Consider the following 15,740-nt stretch of genomic DNA (forward strand, 5'->3'; position numbering starts at 1 on the left):
GAAGTTTAAGCGACATTTTCTTTTCAAGAATGAACTCAATAGAAACAATAGTAAAGGAAATAAAAGATTTTGGTGAGCCGTCCGAAATGGCCTATTTCAATTTTCATAAAGGTAGATTTCATCATTTTGAGACTTTTTTGACCTAGAATTTTCCCCCAAAATGCTTTTGGACAAAAGATTTAAGTACTAAAACCTCCCTATTTAGCTTTCAAAATGCTGTCCAAGTTGGGGAATATGACCAATCTCTTTGCTGATGAACTACAGGTAATCGTAGAAATCAAGTCCAAGAAAGGATGGAAGATGGAAGTGCCGGAGTATTGAAGTATTATTTCAATGAATTCTTGTTCAGACTTTCAATTTCAAAAAATATCGCGTGGATTTTAGTTCTCCGGTTTTGTAGAGTGCCCCCATTTCTACCAATTCCTGTAAATCACGAGTGGCTGTGGCACGACTTGTTCCCGTAATCGTCAGATAGTTTTTCAATCCAAGACCTCCCTGAAACCCATCCAAACCCTCTCTAAATATTCTATCCAAGACTTTCCGCTGACGATCATTAAGTATTGGATTTAATGCATCAAAAAGCTTGGTTTTAGCCAAAATAAACTCCACCAAATCGATACTTCGCCGCTGAGCTTGGATCACAGTTTTCGCAAAGTAGATCAGCCAATCACTGATTTCCATTTGCTTATTATTTTTCTCCAAGGCGACATAATATTGCTTTTTGCTCTTTTCGATGGTTTGTGAAAGTGAAATCAGACTGGGATAACCTAATCCCTCAGAAAGCGCTTTTTCAGCAACTGCCCGCCCAATTCTTCCATTTCCATCCTCAAATGGATGAATGCTCACAAAATACAAATGGGCAATTCCGGCTCGAACGACAGGATGCAAGGATTTCGATCCCGTCTTGGATGTATCACTAAACCAATTCATAAATTTTTCCATTTCCCCAAAAACTGATGTGGAGGGAGGTCCCTCAAAATGAACTATTGGTCTTCCCAAATGTCCAGAAACCACTTGCATTGGTTCTGGGCTCGCCCGATACCTACCAATATCCACCAAATCCCTTCGCCCATTAGTCAACATACTATGCCAAGAGAACAACAAATCATGGCTTAGTGATTTATCAAACGACCGGTACAAATCCACCATCATTTCTGCTATTCCAAATTCGGCTGGATTTGGTTTTTTCCCTTCACTCTTCAGCCCAAAATGCCTTTGTATCGATGATTGTACGCTTCCACGGTTAAAGATTTCACCTTCGATTTCAGAGGTTTTTAGCGCTTCGTTTGTAATTATCTCAAGCATAAAGATTTGCTTATCCTTATCTGATACTACTTTACTCACTCCCAATAGTTCCCCTGCCAATATGAAAAATTCATCTAATTCCGATTGGATAGCGCTCAAATCAAACGTAAAATTTGGCCAATCTTTACCTTCCCAATTCCAAGTCATGAGGTATATTTTCAATTTTATAACTCATAAATATGCTATTTTTTGAGTTATAAACTTGAGTTTTTTAACTCAAAACGAAAATTAACCAATAGAACATCAAATCAATGATAAATCTGAAAGTTGAAAGGGAATCAACTCACTTTAAAAACCCTTAACTTAAACCCATTAAAGTGTTCTGTTTATGAAAATACTAGTTGAGCTTCCAGATGATAAGGCAAAATCATTTCTCGAAATGCTGAAAAAGTTGACCTATTTCAAAACTGAAAAGCTAAATCGAGAAGATGAGGAATTTTATGAAGGGTTGAAAGAAGTGGAGGAGATCAACCTTGCCAAACAAGGGAAGATAAAACTTAAATCTGCCAAAGAACTTCTTTATGAGCTTTGTGGTAGAAATTAACAAGATTTTAAAATCAATTCTTTGAAAGTCCTCCTCGACCTCCAATACCTCAACGTCGCCTCCACCGGGATCAAAACCTACATGATGGAACTGGCCAAGGCGGCCCGAAAATACCCTCATCCTCTGATTGAGTGGATCTTTACCCACGAACCTGAGACTCAAGCAGCCGACAAAACTTACAAATCCGCGCACTCCAAAGTCCAGAAGCTCAATTACCATTTGGACTATTTCAGATGGAAGGAGTTCCAGCTCCCGGATCTAATCAAAAAGCACAAACCGGATGTCTTGATCTGTGCCGATTTTGTTTCTCCCGCAGCTTCCCTGCCTTGTCGAAGGCTGACGGTAATTCATGATGCCTTTTTCTGGCAGATGCCTAAAAACTACTCCAAGTGGTGGCGCAAATACTTCACCAGCCTAATCAGGAAAGGCTTGAAGGAAAAAACCGAAATCATCACCACATCAGAATATTCCCGCAATTCCCTACTTGAACATCTCGGGGATTCATTTCCTATTTCGGTGGTTTACCAAGCCCCAAAAGGACTGAAAGCACCTGCTGATCCTACTTTTCTAGCTAAAAACAGGTTAACTACACAAGACTATTTTCTCCATATCGGCACATTTGACAAGCGTAAAAATCTTCCGCTGCTTGTCAAAGCTTATGCGGAATTCCTTGCCAAATCCTCATCAGATAAAAAGCTTGTTCTAGCCGGCGGACCGGGCGAAAGCAAGCAGATGAATGACCTTCCTGCAGTTGAGAATTTGGTTCGGGAATGTGGGTTGGAGGGCAAAGTCCTCCTTCCAGGCTATATCACAGACGGGGAAATCAAAGCCTTGTACCAAGGAGCTTTGGGATACATATTTCCTTCGGAAAATGAGGGCTTTGGAATCCCGATTTTAGAAGCATTTGGCTTTGGTGTTCCGGTCATCCATTCCGATCAGCAGGCACTTTTGGAAGTGGCCGGTGGTGCAGGTTTGTCATTTGAAACCGGAAATCAGGCAGATTTGACGGAAAAATTGATACTTTTGGAAAGCAAGACTGAGCTTAGGTCCAGGTTAACCCAGTTGGGAAAAATCAGGTCAAAGGACTTTTCAGCGCAACATTTTATCGAAGCTTACTATCAGATTATCCTGAGTTCGACACCTGCTCCATGAAGCAAATCACCTGTCCGGTTTGTAAAACTTCCCCCTCAAAAACCTCTAGCCATCAATCCATCATCAGCTGCACTGGGTGTGGCACTGGATGGACATACCTTTCAAAGGAATTTGATTCAGAGGCATTGTATTCGGACGAGGTCTACGCTATAGTAGACAACCGAAAATCCATTTTTGAGCGGGTCATTTTTTCAGAGGCTAAAAAAGTGCTCCAAAAAGCCAAATCCCTAAATGCTCAGGCAAATACATTGCTGGATTTTGGATCCGGAAAAGGGCAGTTTTTAACCGTAGCAAAGGAAATGGGCTGGAAAGGTATTGGAATCGAGACTGCACGAGAAAGAGCAGCTTTTGCCATGGAAAAGTATGGAGTTGAGGTGCTTTCTGAGTTATATCATGGTGGAATAATCGGATCTGGAACATTTGATTTAATCACCTTAAACCATGTTTTGGAGCATTTGCCCGACCCGTTAAACTTGGTGCAGGAGCTCTTGGAACAAAATCTTGCCCCAAATGGCTTGGTTTACATCGAAGTACCACGATCTGATTCCTGGCAGGCCAAACTTGCCGGAGCAAATTGGATTCATTGGGATATTCCACGGCATCTCACCCACTGGACTGAAAGAGGATTGGAACATGAGTTTTCAAAAATCGGATTTCAAAAAGTCGATTCACGAAGATTTTCAATCCATCTGGGAGTCTTGGGAATGTTACAAGCCCTACTTTCCAAGTTGGGCTTTCGGGAAAATTTGATTGTTAGGCTAAAGCGAAATAAATCCTTTCCACTTTTGATTTCAATTGCATTATTACTACCCTTTGCATGGATTTTGGAATGGGTCTCTGCCAAGTTCAATAAGTCGGGAATTTTGGGAATTTATATGCAAAGAAATGGTTAAGTCTAGAAACGTACTTTTTTTGCAAAGCTCCTCCGAAGGATATGGATCAGGGAAAATCATCCTGCAAGTTTTGCGCTTTTACCAATCCCAAGGCTTTTCTCCGGTGGTCATTTTGACGAATGAGGGCCCTATTCAGCAAATGCTTGCCCAGCTTGAAATCCCTTTCTACGTGCAGAATTTGGGGATTTTGAGGAGAAAATACGTCAACCCAAGCGGTTTACTCAATAGACTGAGTAAAAATCTAAAGGCCTACCGTTTCCTTAGCGAACTCCATCAGCAATACCGGTTTGAGCTGGTTTACTCCAATACACTGGCAGTCATCGTTGGGGCATATTGGGCCAAAAGGCGACAAATCCCCCACATTTGGCATATCCATGAAATCCTGCCTGATCCAAGACCTTTGGTGAAAATGCTGGCCGGCATGCTCGACCAAAGCACGGCTATGCCGATCGCAGTTTCCAGAGCCGTGGCTGATCACTGGCAGCCGTTTTTGAAAAAATCGCAAATCCAGGTAATTCATAATGGAATACCTTATGCCGAATTTTTGGCGGATTTTCGCAGTGCCAAAATACAAGTAGGTTTTCCTGCCGGCAAAATTATCGTCGGCATGATCGGAAGAATCAACCCTGGAAAAGGACAATTTTTCTTCCTGGAACTAGCCGATCAGCTTGCTCAAAAGTATTCCGAAATTCATTTCATTCTGGTTGGAGATCCATTCCCAGGCTATGAATCAATATTGGAAGAGCTGGAAAAAGCGATTAAAAGCAAAAAATTAGAAGCAAGAGTAAGCTACATAGGATTCAGGCAGGATATACCCATGGTGATGGCAGGCTTTGACATTTTTGTGTTGCCATCCATTCTGCCGGATTCATTTCCCACAGTAATCTTGGAAGCCATGGCTGCTGGTAAACCTGTCGTCGCAACGCGATCCGGAGGAGCGTCAGAAATGGTTAAAGATGGAGAAACCGGCTTTTTAATCCCCATTTCCTCGGTAGAAAAAGGGGTAGAGGCTTTGGAAATGCTGATTCAGGATACCGACTTGAGGCAAAAAATGGGGAAAGAAGGTCGAAGACGGGTGCTGGAGGAGTTTAGTCTGGAAGCTTTCGAAGAAAAAATCAAAACCCACCTATGGCAGCACCTGAAAAGAAGCTAAAAATCGCCATCATGGGTGCCAAAGGATATCCCTATGTCTATGGGGGATACGATACGATGATAAAGGAACTCGGCGAGCGATTGGTCGCCAGAGGGGTGCAAGTTCGGGTGTATAACCATCGGGCTTTATTTGCAGATCGACCTCGATTTGTCAATGGAATTGAATGCATTTATACCCCTGCTATCGAGTCCAAAAGCTTGACTCAACTGACGCATACCTTCTTTTCGATGATCCATGCCTGCTTCTCGGATGTGGATGTGATTTTTGTGGTAAATAGCGGCAATGGCCCTTTTGGCTTGATTTCAAAACTTTTTGGGAAACCCACAGCGATAAATGTCGATGGGTTGGAATGGTTGCGACCCAAATGGAAAGGCTTGGGTTCCAAATATTTCTTCTGGGCTTCCAAGTTGGCAACCAAATTCTACGATCAGGTTATCAATGATTCCGATGAAATGCGTCGTGTATATCTGGAGCTTTTCAAGGCAGATTCCAAAGTAATCGCTTATGGAGCTAATCCACGCGAAGCTGTAGAATCCAAACCAATCGAGAAATGGAATTTGGCAAGCCAAGGTTATTTGCTTATTGTCGGAAGGTTGGTGCCGGACAATAATGCGGATCTGATCATTGAAGGCTTTTTGAAGTCCGATTCCCAACGAAAATTGGTGATTGTCGGCGATGTGCCTTTTGAAGATGCCTGGGCAAATCGGTTGAAGAATCTGAAGGATGAGCGGCTTCTTTTCACGGGATACGTGACGGACCCGAATGAATTGGCGGCACTATACTCACACTGCTACGCCTATTTCCACGGGCATGAGTTTGGCGGCACCAATCCGGCGATGTTGAAAGCATTAGGTTATGGGTGTGCGATATTGGCATTGGACACACCATTTAATCAAGAAATGCTTCAATACGGAAAGCATGGTTGGTATTTTGAGAAAAATCCAGAATCCCTGAAGGAGATTGTGGAAAAAGCTGAATCTGGACCCGAAAAAATGAATGAACTCCGCCTAATTGCCCGATCCGGATTGACCCAGAAGTACAATTGGGATTATGTGACCGAGCAGTATTTGGAGGTTTTTTTTAGCTTGATGAAAAATTAGTTCTCACAGATCTGCACAGAAAAGGACACAGATTTTCACGGATTTTTTGAAGAGATCTTTATCACGCTCCGTGTTAATCTGTGATTTTAATCCGTGACAATCTGTGGGAAACTGGGCATCAGAGATATCCATTGATCTTCCGAATAATGTTCTCTGACAAATCATCTGTATTGAAGTTAACCAAAAGACCAACCTTTACACGTGACAGTCTTAAATATGTCATAATTTGCAAGTGATGTACATTTTGCAGTTTCTCTACAGATTTGATTTCTACGATGACCTTTTTCTCTATCAATAAATCTATTCGGTAGCCAACATCCAATTTTAAATCCTCATAGATTAAAGGAAGTCCAACTTGATGCTCAACCAAAAGCCCAGATTTGATCAATTCATATCCCATCGCCGCTTCATAGCTGGACTCTAAAAGTCCCGGCCCTAGGGTGTTGTACACTTTAAAAATTGCACCCCGGATTAAAAATGTGATTTCATTCTCGTGCATTGTCTAAATTAAAAAATAGTTCCCACAGATTAGAACAGATTTTTTGAATTTCTTTATTTTAAGTTCAGATATATTGCCTAATTTCTGTGTTAATCTGTGATTTTAATCCGTGAAAATCTGTGGGAAATTCAAAAAACAAGAAACTTAAACCCTTCAAAAAGCCTTATAATACCATATTTTAACCTCAAATCTCTTTAATCCCATGATCAGAAAAGCAACTGCCGTTTGGAACGGAACCGGAAAAGAAGGCAAAGGCCATTTGACCACAGCAAGTACTGTCTTAAACAAAACACAATACTCTTTCAATACCCGCTTTGAAGACGGAGTAGGCACAAATCCCGAAGAACTCATCGCGGCCGCTCATTCTGGCTGCTTTGCGATGAAGCTCAGCTTCAACCTGACCGCTGTCAATTTTCCTCCTAAGGAACTGGACGTGACATCCAACATCACTTTTGAGGACGGCACGCTGAAGAAATCTCACCTAGTGCTTAAGGCTCAGGTAGAAGGTATTTCCGAAGAGGAATTTGCCAAGCAGGTAAAAGACGCAGAAGAAAATTGCCCGATTTCCAAAGCATTGAATATGGAGATCAGTGTGGAATATACACTGAACGCATAATTACCTTTGGTCTGTGGATATCTACCTTTCGGTAGACAGGCACAGACCACGGCGATAGGTGCTGAAGAAATTTGTCCAATATCCAAAGCCTTAACTATGGAAATTAGCGTAGCGTATATGCTTAATTCCTGAAAATTTGCGTTTCGCGGAGACCTGGCTGTCGGTTGTCAGACACAATCTGCTTCCAAAAAATATGATTAAAAGAAGCCATGCTAGTAAATTAGCTTGGCTTCTTTCTTTGAGCATGTTACAGTTAAAATTTAATCCTTATCGAAACTACTGGAACTCCGGCCATTTGTCTGCTTGAAAACCGCTGTATCTCCATGGGTTTGTAGTCCAGATTTGCAGAGAGTTCTCTCGCTTTTTTGAAACTATTTCCAGAGGAGGATAAAATTGCGATTCCACCACCCATTAAAAGCGCACCCCCCACGATTACCATTGGAAGACTATTTAACTTGACATCTCCCTGAGCAGCATTGGCTAAAACCAATACTGATCCGGCTACTAAAACAGAACCGATTATCAACTCGGTATTTCCTTCCTTTTTGTAATCCTTAGAAGACTTTTGGGAAGTGGTTTTCTGGCCAAGACAAACATTCATCGTTGCTAAGACCATCAAAATAAAAAGTTTGGTTTTCATAAAAGTTAAAGTTTGATTGATCTAATTTATTATCAATCAGACTATTGACTATCCGGAAATTGCGAATTTCAGAATTAATAATTGCAGAAATCGCAATTATCCGACCCGATGGCCTTCAGACCTATTTTCCCGCTGCTTTTCAGTCAAAAAAGTCCAGGCCACAAAGCGACTCTCTTTGTTTCCCTGAGCCATTTGGATGGTTTTTTGGGAAAAAACACTGGCCTTTTCGAGTTGATAGTGGATGGATTTTAGGTTTTCGGATTTCGACACCAAAGTCGTAAACCAACAAACTTGATTTTTGAATTTCAGGCTTTCCTCAATCATTTTTCGGATAAACTCCAATTCTCCCCCGTCTGTCCACAATTCATTGGCTTGTCCTCCAAAGTTCAATACTGGTTTTGAAGTCAACTTTCCGGTTAGATTTTGGACTTTTCGCCGACTGACTTCTTGGGCAGCTTGGGCAGATTCGTGAAATGGAGGATTGCAAACTGTCAGGTCAAAGAAATCTTCGACCAGGATGATGTTGGAGAAAATTTTGGATGAGTCGGGCTGAAAGCGGAGTTCTATTTTTTCGTGTAATTTTTGATTGTGTGCAAGGATTTTTTGAGCTGAATCGATGGCTACTGGATTCAACTCCGATCCTACAAAACTCCAATCATAAATCGAATTCCCCAAAATAGGATAGATCAAATTTGCCCCGGTTCCTATATCCAAAACCTTGATTTTTGAGCCTTTTGGGATTTTGCCATCCTTGCTTTCTCCAAGCACGTCAGCCAAATAGTGAATGTAATCCGCCCGGCCTGGAATTGGCGGACAAAGAAATCCATCAGGAATATCCCAAAACTCGATTTGGTAAAAACACTTTAAAAGTGCTTGATTGAGGGATTTGACAGCTTTAGGATTGGCAAAATCCAAAGTCAGATTTCCATGCTCGTTTTTGAAAATATGTGCTTTCAGCTCCGGCAAAGAATCTGAAAGCAACTCCAAATCGTAGCGACCTTGATGGAGATTTCGGGGGTGAAGGCTTGGCTGAGGAGTTTGCTTCTTCATGTAGACAAAACTACCCTTTTCACCTTAATCCACCTCAAAACTCAGCTTCATCGTGATGGAAGCCGTTTTGTTTTTTGCCGAGGTATTGAATGTGCCTCCCCAGGAGTAGTCTTCACCTGAGTTTTGGCCGGTGATCTGGAAAATCCCCATGTTGGCAGTGACGAGATCTCCCAGGCTGGAATTTGAGTTTTCAGCGATTCGCTCGGCCCGGATTCTACCGTCCTCTGTCGCCTTGGCGATCATTTCCAGTTTCAGAGATTCAAGTTGGGTATAGTAATACCGGGGTGGCTGAGAATAGAATGTGATCCCCTGATTGAGCAATTCGGTGATTTCACGGCTGATTTTCTCCACTTTTTCCACCTCCTTGGATTCGATGACCAAGGACTGGTTTAACTGATATCCCTGAAAAGTCTGTCCGGCGTAGTTTCCGTTTGCCGTATAATTTTGTTGGTAAATGGGATTGGTACTGACTGCATTGAACACCAATTGCTCGGAGGGAATACCCTTTGATTTGAGGTAATTGGTAACGGCCATTCGATCACTTTCCAAGCTTGCATAGGCAGCTTTTAGATCCTTGCTTTCCCGTGAGAAATTTCCCTCCCAGACCACCAGATCCGAAGTAAAATTCTGCTCCCCCAAGCCCGTCACATGGATCATTCCCTGAGGACGGTTTCGGTTGATGACCGCATTGGCAAATACAAAAGCGGCGATGATGATTGCAATTGCAAAAATCAGTGAAGAGAGGTTTTTTCGCATGGCGATTTAGAAAAGTGATTGATGAATTTACCAGATATTCCTTCAAATTCATAGGCAAAAAACCCGCCGAGTTTGCGGGTTTTAACTTTAATTAAAAATTAGTTTTAATTCTGATAACTCCCTTCCAATTCGATTGATGCCGGCAAGGATCCGCTGTGATTGGTTTATCGAAGGCTTTTTTTTTCCACTCAAATACTGAGAAAGCAAAGAGGGATTCATTCCGATTTTTTCAGCTAGAACTTTTTTCAAAATACCCGATTTCGAAACTCCTGTTTTTTAGGATTTTCAAGGTTAATTAAATACCCGTTGACGACACCATATTTTAGCACTCCGTCTTTGGCCAAAAAGAAATTGGGAACGGAACCGGTGGTCCAGCCGCCTGTGAATTTTTCTGTGGTCTTCAGCACCAGTATTGGAAGTCCATGTACTTGTCTAGCCTCTCCGTTTTTTACTTTCACTGCTAGGAATCCCTGACGAAGCAAATCCATCGCTTCAGCTTCGGAAATTTTGTCGACACTTTCGAAAGCTGTCGGGTAAACTTTCCCCTCAGTATAGTGAAGTCCTGTGGCATCCAAGGTCTCAAAACCATAGAAAATCTGCATATCTCCCAAGTCCTCCACTGATCCAGTCATAAAATATCCGGTGGCATTTTCAGACTCTCTTCTTCGGATGGCCAGATCGAGGGGATACAGTTTGTCCCTCACTTTGACTTGCATTTCATTGATGATCAGGTCCATGAGTTGAAATCCATTATCAGGAATCGCGAAATACTGGGCAGTGGTGTATTGCTCATAGCCTTTGGTGGCGATTTGATGCAGTGCATTGAGGATTATTATAAAGTTCAGCTTGCGGATGTATTGCTTCTCCGGATCACCAGGATATCCTCCAGATTCGATCAAAATCGTACTGGTACCCCACTTTTGGATATTGTCTCCAAAGGCACGTGGTTCGAAAGCGTCATCATACTTTCCAACCTGCCCGGGAATCAGTTTTTGCAGAATGTCATTCATCCCCGCGATGGTCTTCATTGCATTTCCGCGGACATCATTGATTTCGGTCTCATAATTATAGGCTGGGGCCAAAAGGGAAATTGTTGCTTGCTTTGGCGTATTGACCACATTATAATAGATCTGCTGATCATGGAGATTGAACCCAAACTCAGGTTCGAAGTCATCTCTGGCTTTTTTGAGAATCACTGCCTCCGGTGAAATTTGCGAAATCGCATCGCGATTTAAGTCAATGTCCAAGCCATTTCTCCGCTTGAATGCATCCGCTCCGTCAGGATTAAGTATGGGGATGAACTTTAGAGTGAGGCTGGATTTTAGGGTTTTTCTCAATTCCTCATGCTCATCGCCTGAAGCTTCCAAGAAATTGAACAGGTCAAAAAGGGCCATTGTTGCCGTACTTTCATTGCCGTGCATCTGAGACCAAAGCATCACCTTGGTTTGGCCTTTGCCCCAAATCATGCCGGAGATGCTTTTGCCTTCTACGGATTCGCCTAATTTTTCGATCTGAAAAGCTGCCGAATGCTTTTGGATCAAAGGCTGAAGATCGGCATGCTTAAATCGACGGTGTGTGATCGCAGGTTCTTTGTAGCTTTCAAAAGCAGCTTCCAAGCGGTCAGAGGAAATTTTTTCGTAAGCTATCTGAGCTTGAATTTTACAGCTCGTGGCAAAAAGCAGAAAACAAAGGAGGTACAATTGTATCGAATTCTTCATAGAATTGGCTTTTGAATCACTGAATCTAAAACTAGCTAATCGAGTCAAATAAATTCATCTATTTTTGTCCAAGCTCATAAAATCCTCCCATGAACCTCAGCTACCAAGTCATTGACCTTCCTCTAAAACACACCTTTACAATTGCCCACCAAAGCCGGGATATTCAGGATACTTTGATCGTAAAGCTGGAAGAAAACGGTATTTTCGGCTTGGGTGAATCCACTACCAATTCATTCTACGGAATGACCATTGAGAATATGGTTCCGCTTTTGGAGGCTTTTCGGCATGTAATTGAAGGCGGGGACTGGGAAACACCTGAGCAACTTTGGGAATTAGGCCGGGAAGTATTCAATGAAAACCCATTTGCACAATGTGCACTCGATATGGCGGCTTGGGATCTTTTCACCAAAAAGAAGGATCAAAAACTCTACGAATACCTAGGCTTAAATCCTGCTAAGATTCCCACTACCAACTTCACCATTGGAATTGATACGGTCGAAAAGATGGTATCCAAAATGAAAGAAGTGGATTGGCCGATCTACAAGATCAAGCTGGGGACTGAAAATGATCTGGAAATCGTCAGAGCATTGAGAAAGCATACTGATGCAATTTTCCGCATCGATGCCAACTGTGCTTGGACGGCTGAGCAAGCAATTCGAAATGCTGAAGAATTGGCCAAGCTCGGGGTGGAATTTATGGAGCAACCGTTGGGAAAAGACGACTTGGAAGGAATGAAAGAGGTGTTCAAGTATTCCAAACTTCCAGTGATAGCGGACGAAAGCTGTATTGTAGAATCAGACGTCAAAATATGTCACGGCTTATTCCATGCCATCAATGTCAAACTCGTCAAAGCCGGAGGCATAACTCCGGGACTACGAATGATCCATGAAGCCAAATCACTGGGTATGAAAACGATGGTAGGCTGCATGACAGAATCCTCAGTAGGAATCACCGCCATTGCCCATATTGCCCCGCTTTTGGACTATGTAGATATGGATGGAGCGATGCTATTGGCCAACGATCCGGCAACGGGAGTGACCATAACTCCTGATAAAGTGACTTTCCCGGACGGCCCTGGAATCGGGGCGAAGTTGGTTTGAAGAAGTTGGGAGGTATGGGGGTTAGGGAGTATGGAAGTATGGAGGTCAGGAAGTTGAGGTTTGAATTTTTCCTATTATTACATCATACTCCAAGATTGATTTTCGTTAACTTTAGAATAAAAAAGAAACCATGGACGTTGTCTCGCTTAAATTAGATTTGATAAAATGGCTATCTCATCTACAGGATGAAGCTATTTTAAAAAAAATCCATTCAATCAAAAAAGCCAATGACCAAGAGATTGGGCTGACATCTGAGCAATTAGAGGAACTAGACCGGAGGCTCGATAAATATGAGCGTGGAGAGATGAATTTTTCGACTTGGGAGAACGTAAAAGCCCGTGTAAAATCCAGAGCCAAAAATGAAAACTGAGGTTCAACTATCAGAAGAGGCGGAAGAGGATTTGTTTGAATCTTATGTTTGGTATGAACGAAAAAGGTCTAGCCTAGGAGATGAGTTTCTATCTCAAATCCAAATATCATTGGACACTATAACAAATAGTCCAGAATCCTATCCTATTAGATATCGAAAAATGGTTAGGGCTTTTGTAGTTGATCGGTTTCCTTTTTTAATTCTGTTCATCATAAAAGAAAGCCTTGTTGAAGTAATTTCCATTTTTCATACAAGTAGGGATCCTAAAATCTGGAAAAATCGAGTTTGATTTTTTCCACATAAAAAACCCCGCAGCATCTCTACCCCGGGATTTCAAAATCTTGATACTTATGTCTAGCTACTAGCTACTCCAATTATCCTTCCCCCACAATCATCTTAAATCCTTCTCCGTGAATGGTAATGATCTGGACTTTTGGATCGTCTTTGAGGATTTTGCGGATTTTGCTCAGGTACACATCCATTGAGCGGGCATTGAAGTAGCTGTCGTCCCCCCAGATTTGCTTGAGTGCGTGACTTCTGTTGACCAACTTATTGATCTCTGAAGCAAGGAGTCGGATCAACTCGTTTTCCTTAGAAGTCAGCTTGTGCCTTCCCTCTGGACCATCGATAAACTGCTCATCGTAATGCAGGACAAAATCACCAAACGTATAGGTTTTCAACGCTGAGATTTCGGTTGACTTTTGAGTTCTGCGAAGGATAGCTGTTATCCTCAAGAGCAATTCTTCCATGGAGAATGGCTTCGTAAGGTAATCGTCCGCTCCGATTTTCAGGCCTTCGATGATGTCATCTTTTTGATTTTTGGCAGTCAGAAAGAGTATTGGAAGATTTTCCTGCACTTTCTTGATTTCCTTGGCCAGCGTAAATCCGTCCTTCTTTGGCATCATAATATCCAACAGACAAAGATCGTATTTGTCTTTCTTGAATTTATTCCAGCCTTCCTCCCCATCTCTGCAAAGTGTGGGCTCATAGCCTTTCATTTCCAGATACTCCTTTAAGATATCTCCCAAGTTTGGATCATCTTCTACGACTAATAGTTTGGCCTTGCTCATTGTTTTTTGGGTAGGTTAATGGTGAAGATACTTCCTTTTCCGGTTTCTGATTGCACTTGAATTTCGCCTTTATGGGCTTCCAGCATAGTTTTGACATAAGAAAGCCCGAGTCCGAAGCCTTTTACGTCGTGTACGTTACCGGTTGGTACCCGATAGAATTTATCAAAAATCTTTTTCTGGGCATCTTTACTCATCCCGATCCCTTTATCCTCGATGCAAATAAAAACCCGATCTGCTTCCTCCCAAGCTTCCACCCGTATCACCGGGTTTTCTTTGGAATATTTGTTGGCGTTGTCCAGTAAGTTATTGATCAGGTGGGTAAGGTGAAAGGCATCTCCTTCAATTTCGGGATCTCTGAGTTTGTTGACAAAGTTTATTTTCCCGCCGCGTTTCTCCACCTGAAGACTGATCTGATCAACATTGCTCTCCAGCAAATCAGCCAAATTGATTGTTTCGATTTTGAGTTGGAAATCCTTTTTTTCCAGCGCGGCTGCTTGCAGCACTTTTTCAACCTGGGTTACCAAGCGCTTATTTTCGTCTTTGATTATTCCAAGGTATCGGGTTCGGAATTTATCATGATTGGACAGCTCAGGGTCCTGAAGAGCTTCCACGGCAAGGCTCACCGTAGCCAGTGGCGTCTTAAATTCGTGGGTCATGTTATTGATAAAATCATTTTTGATTTTGGAAAGCTCCTTCTGCCGGATGATGACTTTGATCGCATAAATGAAACAAAAAATGATCACGAAGATGAAAACGACGGAGCTGAAAATCGGAAGCCAGACTTGCCGGATCACGTGATTATTTTTCTCAGGGAAAAAGATGAACAGAAAGTTATCCTTGCCTAGAATATCATTAGGGAAAAGCTTGGCTTGGACTCCATGATTTTTTAATCTCAAGGGGTCAGCTACTTGGCCAATGGGCACCATTTCGGCCTTATCATTAAGCAAGGCCAACTCAAAATCCTCGGAAATTCCTTTTTCTACCAAGCGCTGCTTGAGCATTAGCCTGACTTTTCCAGTATCTAAGCGGTCTAAAATAGCGCGCTGCCCCTCTGCCCACTCAGCTATAGCCTGATTAATTAAGTCAATTTTGATATTCGTCTTTACGATCTTGTCGATCGCATCATCAGAAAGAATGATCTCTGTTTCAAAGGAAGATATGATTGGCTTATTTTGCCTTCTCTGTCGAAGGAAACCTTGACTTTTACTCAGGAAATCTAACTGCCGCTCTTTTTCCTGAAGCAAAATTTGCATTTCGTCAGGAGTGAACATCCTCGAGGCAATCTCAGGAGTCAAGTAGGTGAAGAAATTTTCCAATTCGGAAACTACAGAAATATCCACTCCACGAGAAAGCAACATACGACGAAACGTCTCACTCACCTGAGGCGCGGGTAAGGAAAGCATGGTGTCTACGACTGAGGGGCGGCTATATCGAGGGGAGGTTTGGATTTGAAGCTCAATAGGATCGATTTTTTTGAATATAGTCTCCTGAAGTGCTGAATCCTGAATAAGTTGGTTAAGCAGGACATCACTTGTTTCACCTTTTTCCAACTCATTAATTGTATTGGAAAGGACCTGAAGCACATTTTGGTCGAATCGTTCCTGATTAATCCTTACAGCATTTCTGACCCAATAGTATTGAAAGCCCATCAAGCCAAAGCTTGCCAGCGACATCAAAACTACAATAAGGGTGATATTACCTTTGGACATCACACAAATTTAAAGTGATTCGCAAGTGAGGCGCAGCTGTTAACATGTTTTAACTGAGCTGTTTT

General features: G+C 42.2%; 18 protein-coding genes. 9 read left to right on the top strand and 9 right to left on the bottom strand.

Translation table 11 applies throughout. From position 1 onward, the window contains the following. Positions 1–345 precede the first annotated feature (345 nt). On the bottom strand, positions 346–1,452 hold the full coding sequence (locus tag BLQ81_RS00750) for a Fic family protein (RefSeq protein WP_092728039.1): 1,107 nt from the start codon (positions 1,450–1,452) through the stop codon (positions 346–348). Between the two features lie 181 nt (positions 1,453–1,633). Between BLQ81_RS00750 and BLQ81_RS00755 the strand changes: the two genes are divergently transcribed. Genes BLQ81_RS00755 through BLQ81_RS00775 form a run of 5 tightly spaced genes read left to right on the top strand, consistent with a single transcriptional unit; the run spans position 1,634 to position 6,147 of the window. Next, positions 1,634–1,849 carry a hypothetical protein gene (locus BLQ81_RS00755; protein ID WP_092728040.1) on the top strand — a complete coding sequence of 72 codons (216 nt, stop codon included), beginning with the start codon at positions 1,634–1,636 and terminating at the stop codon, positions 1,847–1,849. 21 nt (positions 1,850–1,870) lie between these two features. Next, the gene (locus tag BLQ81_RS00760; RefSeq protein WP_092728041.1) at positions 1,871–3,001 is read left to right on the top strand and encodes a glycosyltransferase family 4 protein; all 1,131 of its coding nucleotides are present in this window, start codon (positions 1,871–1,873) and stop codon (positions 2,999–3,001) included. Continuing rightward, positions 2,998–3,894 carry a class I SAM-dependent methyltransferase gene (locus BLQ81_RS00765; protein WP_092728042.1) on the top strand — a complete coding sequence of 299 codons (897 nt, stop codon included), beginning with the start codon at positions 2,998–3,000 and terminating at the stop codon, positions 3,892–3,894. The genes BLQ81_RS00760 and BLQ81_RS00765 overlap by 4 nt, the downstream gene beginning before the upstream one ends. After that, positions 3,887–5,047, top strand: a complete 1,161-nt coding sequence (locus tag BLQ81_RS00770; RefSeq protein WP_092728043.1) for a glycosyltransferase family 4 protein — start codon at positions 3,887–3,889, stop codon at positions 5,045–5,047. The genes BLQ81_RS00765 and BLQ81_RS00770 overlap by 8 nt, the downstream gene beginning before the upstream one ends. Beyond that, positions 5,023–6,147 (top strand): glycosyltransferase, encoded by a 1,125-nt coding sequence (locus tag BLQ81_RS00775; protein WP_092728044.1) that lies wholly within the window; start codon positions 5,023–5,025, stop codon positions 6,145–6,147. Before BLQ81_RS00770 ends, BLQ81_RS00775 begins: the two co-directional genes overlap by 25 nt. 118 nt (positions 6,148–6,265) lie before the next feature. On the opposite strand, the gene BLQ81_RS00780 is transcribed toward BLQ81_RS00775, so the two are convergent. Beyond that, complete coding sequence (locus BLQ81_RS00780) at positions 6,266–6,646, bottom strand: GxxExxY protein (RefSeq protein ID WP_092728045.1); 381 nt, start codon at positions 6,644–6,646, stop codon at positions 6,266–6,268. Positions 6,647–6,848: 202 nt separating this feature from the next. Here BLQ81_RS00780 and BLQ81_RS00785 point away from each other — a divergent pair, with 202 nt between their 5' ends. After that, positions 6,849–7,262 carry an OsmC family protein gene (locus BLQ81_RS00785; RefSeq protein WP_092728046.1) on the top strand — a complete coding sequence of 138 codons (414 nt, stop codon included), beginning with the start codon at positions 6,849–6,851 and terminating at the stop codon, positions 7,260–7,262. Positions 7,263–7,515: 253 nt separating this feature from the next. Here the strand turns inward: BLQ81_RS00785 and BLQ81_RS00790 are convergent, their stop codons facing one another. The 5 genes from BLQ81_RS00790 to BLQ81_RS00810 all read right to left on the bottom strand — a co-directional run bounded on the left by BLQ81_RS00790 (position 7,516) and on the right by BLQ81_RS00810 (position 11,426). After that, on the bottom strand, positions 7,516–7,902 hold the full coding sequence (locus tag BLQ81_RS00790; RefSeq protein ID WP_092728047.1) for a hypothetical protein: 387 nt from the start codon (positions 7,900–7,902) through the stop codon (positions 7,516–7,518). A 96-nt stretch (positions 7,903–7,998) separates the two neighbouring features. Beyond that, positions 7,999–8,952, bottom strand: coding sequence for a 23S rRNA (adenine(1618)-N(6))-methyltransferase RlmF (gene rlmF / locus BLQ81_RS00795; protein ID WP_092728048.1), 954 nt, complete (start codon positions 8,950–8,952; stop codon positions 7,999–8,001). Positions 8,953–8,976: 24 nt separating this feature from the next. After that, complete coding sequence (locus BLQ81_RS00800; RefSeq protein ID WP_092728049.1) at positions 8,977–9,708, bottom strand: SIMPL domain-containing protein; 732 nt, start codon at positions 9,706–9,708, stop codon at positions 8,977–8,979. Positions 9,709–9,795: 87 nt separating this feature from the next. Further along, positions 9,796–9,927: a hypothetical protein gene (locus tag BLQ81_RS23050; RefSeq protein ID WP_092728186.1), complete on the bottom strand. Its 132-nt coding sequence runs from the start codon at positions 9,925–9,927 to the stop codon at positions 9,796–9,798. A 26-nt stretch (positions 9,928–9,953) separates the two neighbouring features. Continuing rightward, complete coding sequence (locus BLQ81_RS00810) at positions 9,954–11,426, bottom strand: M14 family zinc carboxypeptidase (RefSeq protein ID WP_092728050.1); 1,473 nt, start codon at positions 11,424–11,426, stop codon at positions 9,954–9,956. An 89-nt stretch (positions 11,427–11,515) separates the two neighbouring features. On the opposite strand from BLQ81_RS00810, the gene BLQ81_RS00815 reads away from it, so the two are divergent. The 3 genes from BLQ81_RS00815 to BLQ81_RS00825 all read left to right on the top strand — a co-directional run bounded on the left by BLQ81_RS00815 (position 11,516) and on the right by BLQ81_RS00825 (position 13,185). After that, positions 11,516–12,526, top strand: a complete 1,011-nt coding sequence (locus tag BLQ81_RS00815; protein WP_092728051.1) for a dipeptide epimerase — start codon at positions 11,516–11,518, stop codon at positions 12,524–12,526. A 130-nt stretch (positions 12,527–12,656) separates the two neighbouring features. Next, a complete protein-coding gene (locus BLQ81_RS00820) occupies positions 12,657–12,896 on the top strand; it encodes an addiction module protein (protein WP_092728052.1) in 240 nt (79 codons plus the stop codon). After that, positions 12,886–13,185, top strand: a complete 300-nt coding sequence (locus BLQ81_RS00825; protein WP_092728053.1) for a type II toxin-antitoxin system RelE/ParE family toxin — start codon at positions 12,886–12,888, stop codon at positions 13,183–13,185. The genes BLQ81_RS00820 and BLQ81_RS00825 overlap by 11 nt, the downstream gene beginning before the upstream one ends. 85 nt (positions 13,186–13,270) lie before the next feature. On the opposite strand, the gene BLQ81_RS00830 is transcribed toward BLQ81_RS00825, so the two are convergent. Both BLQ81_RS00830 and BLQ81_RS00835 read right to left on the bottom strand, forming a co-directional pair. After that, complete coding sequence (locus tag BLQ81_RS00830) at positions 13,271–13,966, bottom strand: response regulator transcription factor (protein ID WP_092728054.1); 696 nt, start codon at positions 13,964–13,966, stop codon at positions 13,271–13,273. Then, positions 13,963–15,675 (bottom strand): sensor histidine kinase, encoded by a 1,713-nt coding sequence (locus BLQ81_RS00835; protein ID WP_175454135.1) that lies wholly within the window; start codon positions 15,673–15,675, stop codon positions 13,963–13,965. Before BLQ81_RS00835 ends, BLQ81_RS00830 begins: the two co-directional genes overlap by 4 nt. Positions 15,676–15,740 lie beyond the last annotated feature (65 nt).

This window comes from Algoriphagus alkaliphilus (genome assembly GCF_900103735.1).
GTDB lineage: Bacteria > Bacteroidota > Bacteroidia > Cytophagales > Cyclobacteriaceae > Algoriphagus > Algoriphagus alkaliphilus.

Bases quoted from the DNA above. Each gene is read 5' to 3' on its own strand.
- BLQ81_RS00830 (WP_092728054.1), bottom strand. From the start codon at position 13,966: ATGAGCAAGGCCAAACTATTAGTCGTAGAAGATGATCCAAACTTGGGA.
- BLQ81_RS00800 (WP_092728049.1), bottom strand. From the start codon at position 9,708: ATGCGAAAAAACCTCTCTTCACTGATTTTTGCAATTGCAATCATCATC.
- BLQ81_RS00765 (WP_092728042.1), top strand. From the start codon at position 2,998: ATGAAGCAAATCACCTGTCCGGTTTGTAAAACTTCCCCCTCAAAAACC.
- BLQ81_RS00755 (WP_092728040.1), top strand. From the start codon at position 1,634: ATGAAAATACTAGTTGAGCTTCCAGATGATAAGGCAAAATCATTTCTC.
- BLQ81_RS00790 (WP_092728047.1), bottom strand. From the start codon at position 7,902: ATGAAAACCAAACTTTTTATTTTGATGGTCTTAGCAACGATGAATGTT.
- BLQ81_RS00820 (WP_092728052.1), top strand. From the start codon at position 12,657: ATGGACGTTGTCTCGCTTAAATTAGATTTGATAAAATGGCTATCTCAT.
- BLQ81_RS00815 (WP_092728051.1), top strand. From the start codon at position 11,516: ATGAACCTCAGCTACCAAGTCATTGACCTTCCTCTAAAACACACCTTT.
- BLQ81_RS00810 (WP_092728050.1), bottom strand. From the start codon at position 11,426: ATGAAGAATTCGATACAATTGTACCTCCTTTGTTTTCTGCTTTTTGCC.
- BLQ81_RS00770 (WP_092728043.1), top strand. From the start codon at position 3,887: ATGGTTAAGTCTAGAAACGTACTTTTTTTGCAAAGCTCCTCCGAAGGA.
- rlmF (WP_092728048.1), bottom strand. From the start codon at position 8,952: ATGAAGAAGCAAACTCCTCAGCCAAGCCTTCACCCCCGAAATCTCCAT.
- BLQ81_RS00825 (WP_092728053.1), top strand. From the start codon at position 12,886: ATGAAAACTGAGGTTCAACTATCAGAAGAGGCGGAAGAGGATTTGTTT.
- BLQ81_RS00750 (WP_092728039.1), bottom strand. From the start codon at position 1,452: ATGACTTGGAATTGGGAAGGTAAAGATTGGCCAAATTTTACGTTTGAT.
- BLQ81_RS23050 (WP_092728186.1), bottom strand. From the start codon at position 9,927: ATGAATCCCTCTTTGCTTTCTCAGTATTTGAGTGGAAAAAAAAAGCCT.
- BLQ81_RS00780 (WP_092728045.1), bottom strand. From the start codon at position 6,646: ATGCACGAGAATGAAATCACATTTTTAATCCGGGGTGCAATTTTTAAA.
- BLQ81_RS00785 (WP_092728046.1), top strand. From the start codon at position 6,849: ATGATCAGAAAAGCAACTGCCGTTTGGAACGGAACCGGAAAAGAAGGC.
- BLQ81_RS00835 (WP_175454135.1), bottom strand. From the start codon at position 15,675: ATGTCCAAAGGTAATATCACCCTTATTGTAGTTTTGATGTCGCTGGCA.
- BLQ81_RS00775 (WP_092728044.1), top strand. From the start codon at position 5,023: ATGGCAGCACCTGAAAAGAAGCTAAAAATCGCCATCATGGGTGCCAAA.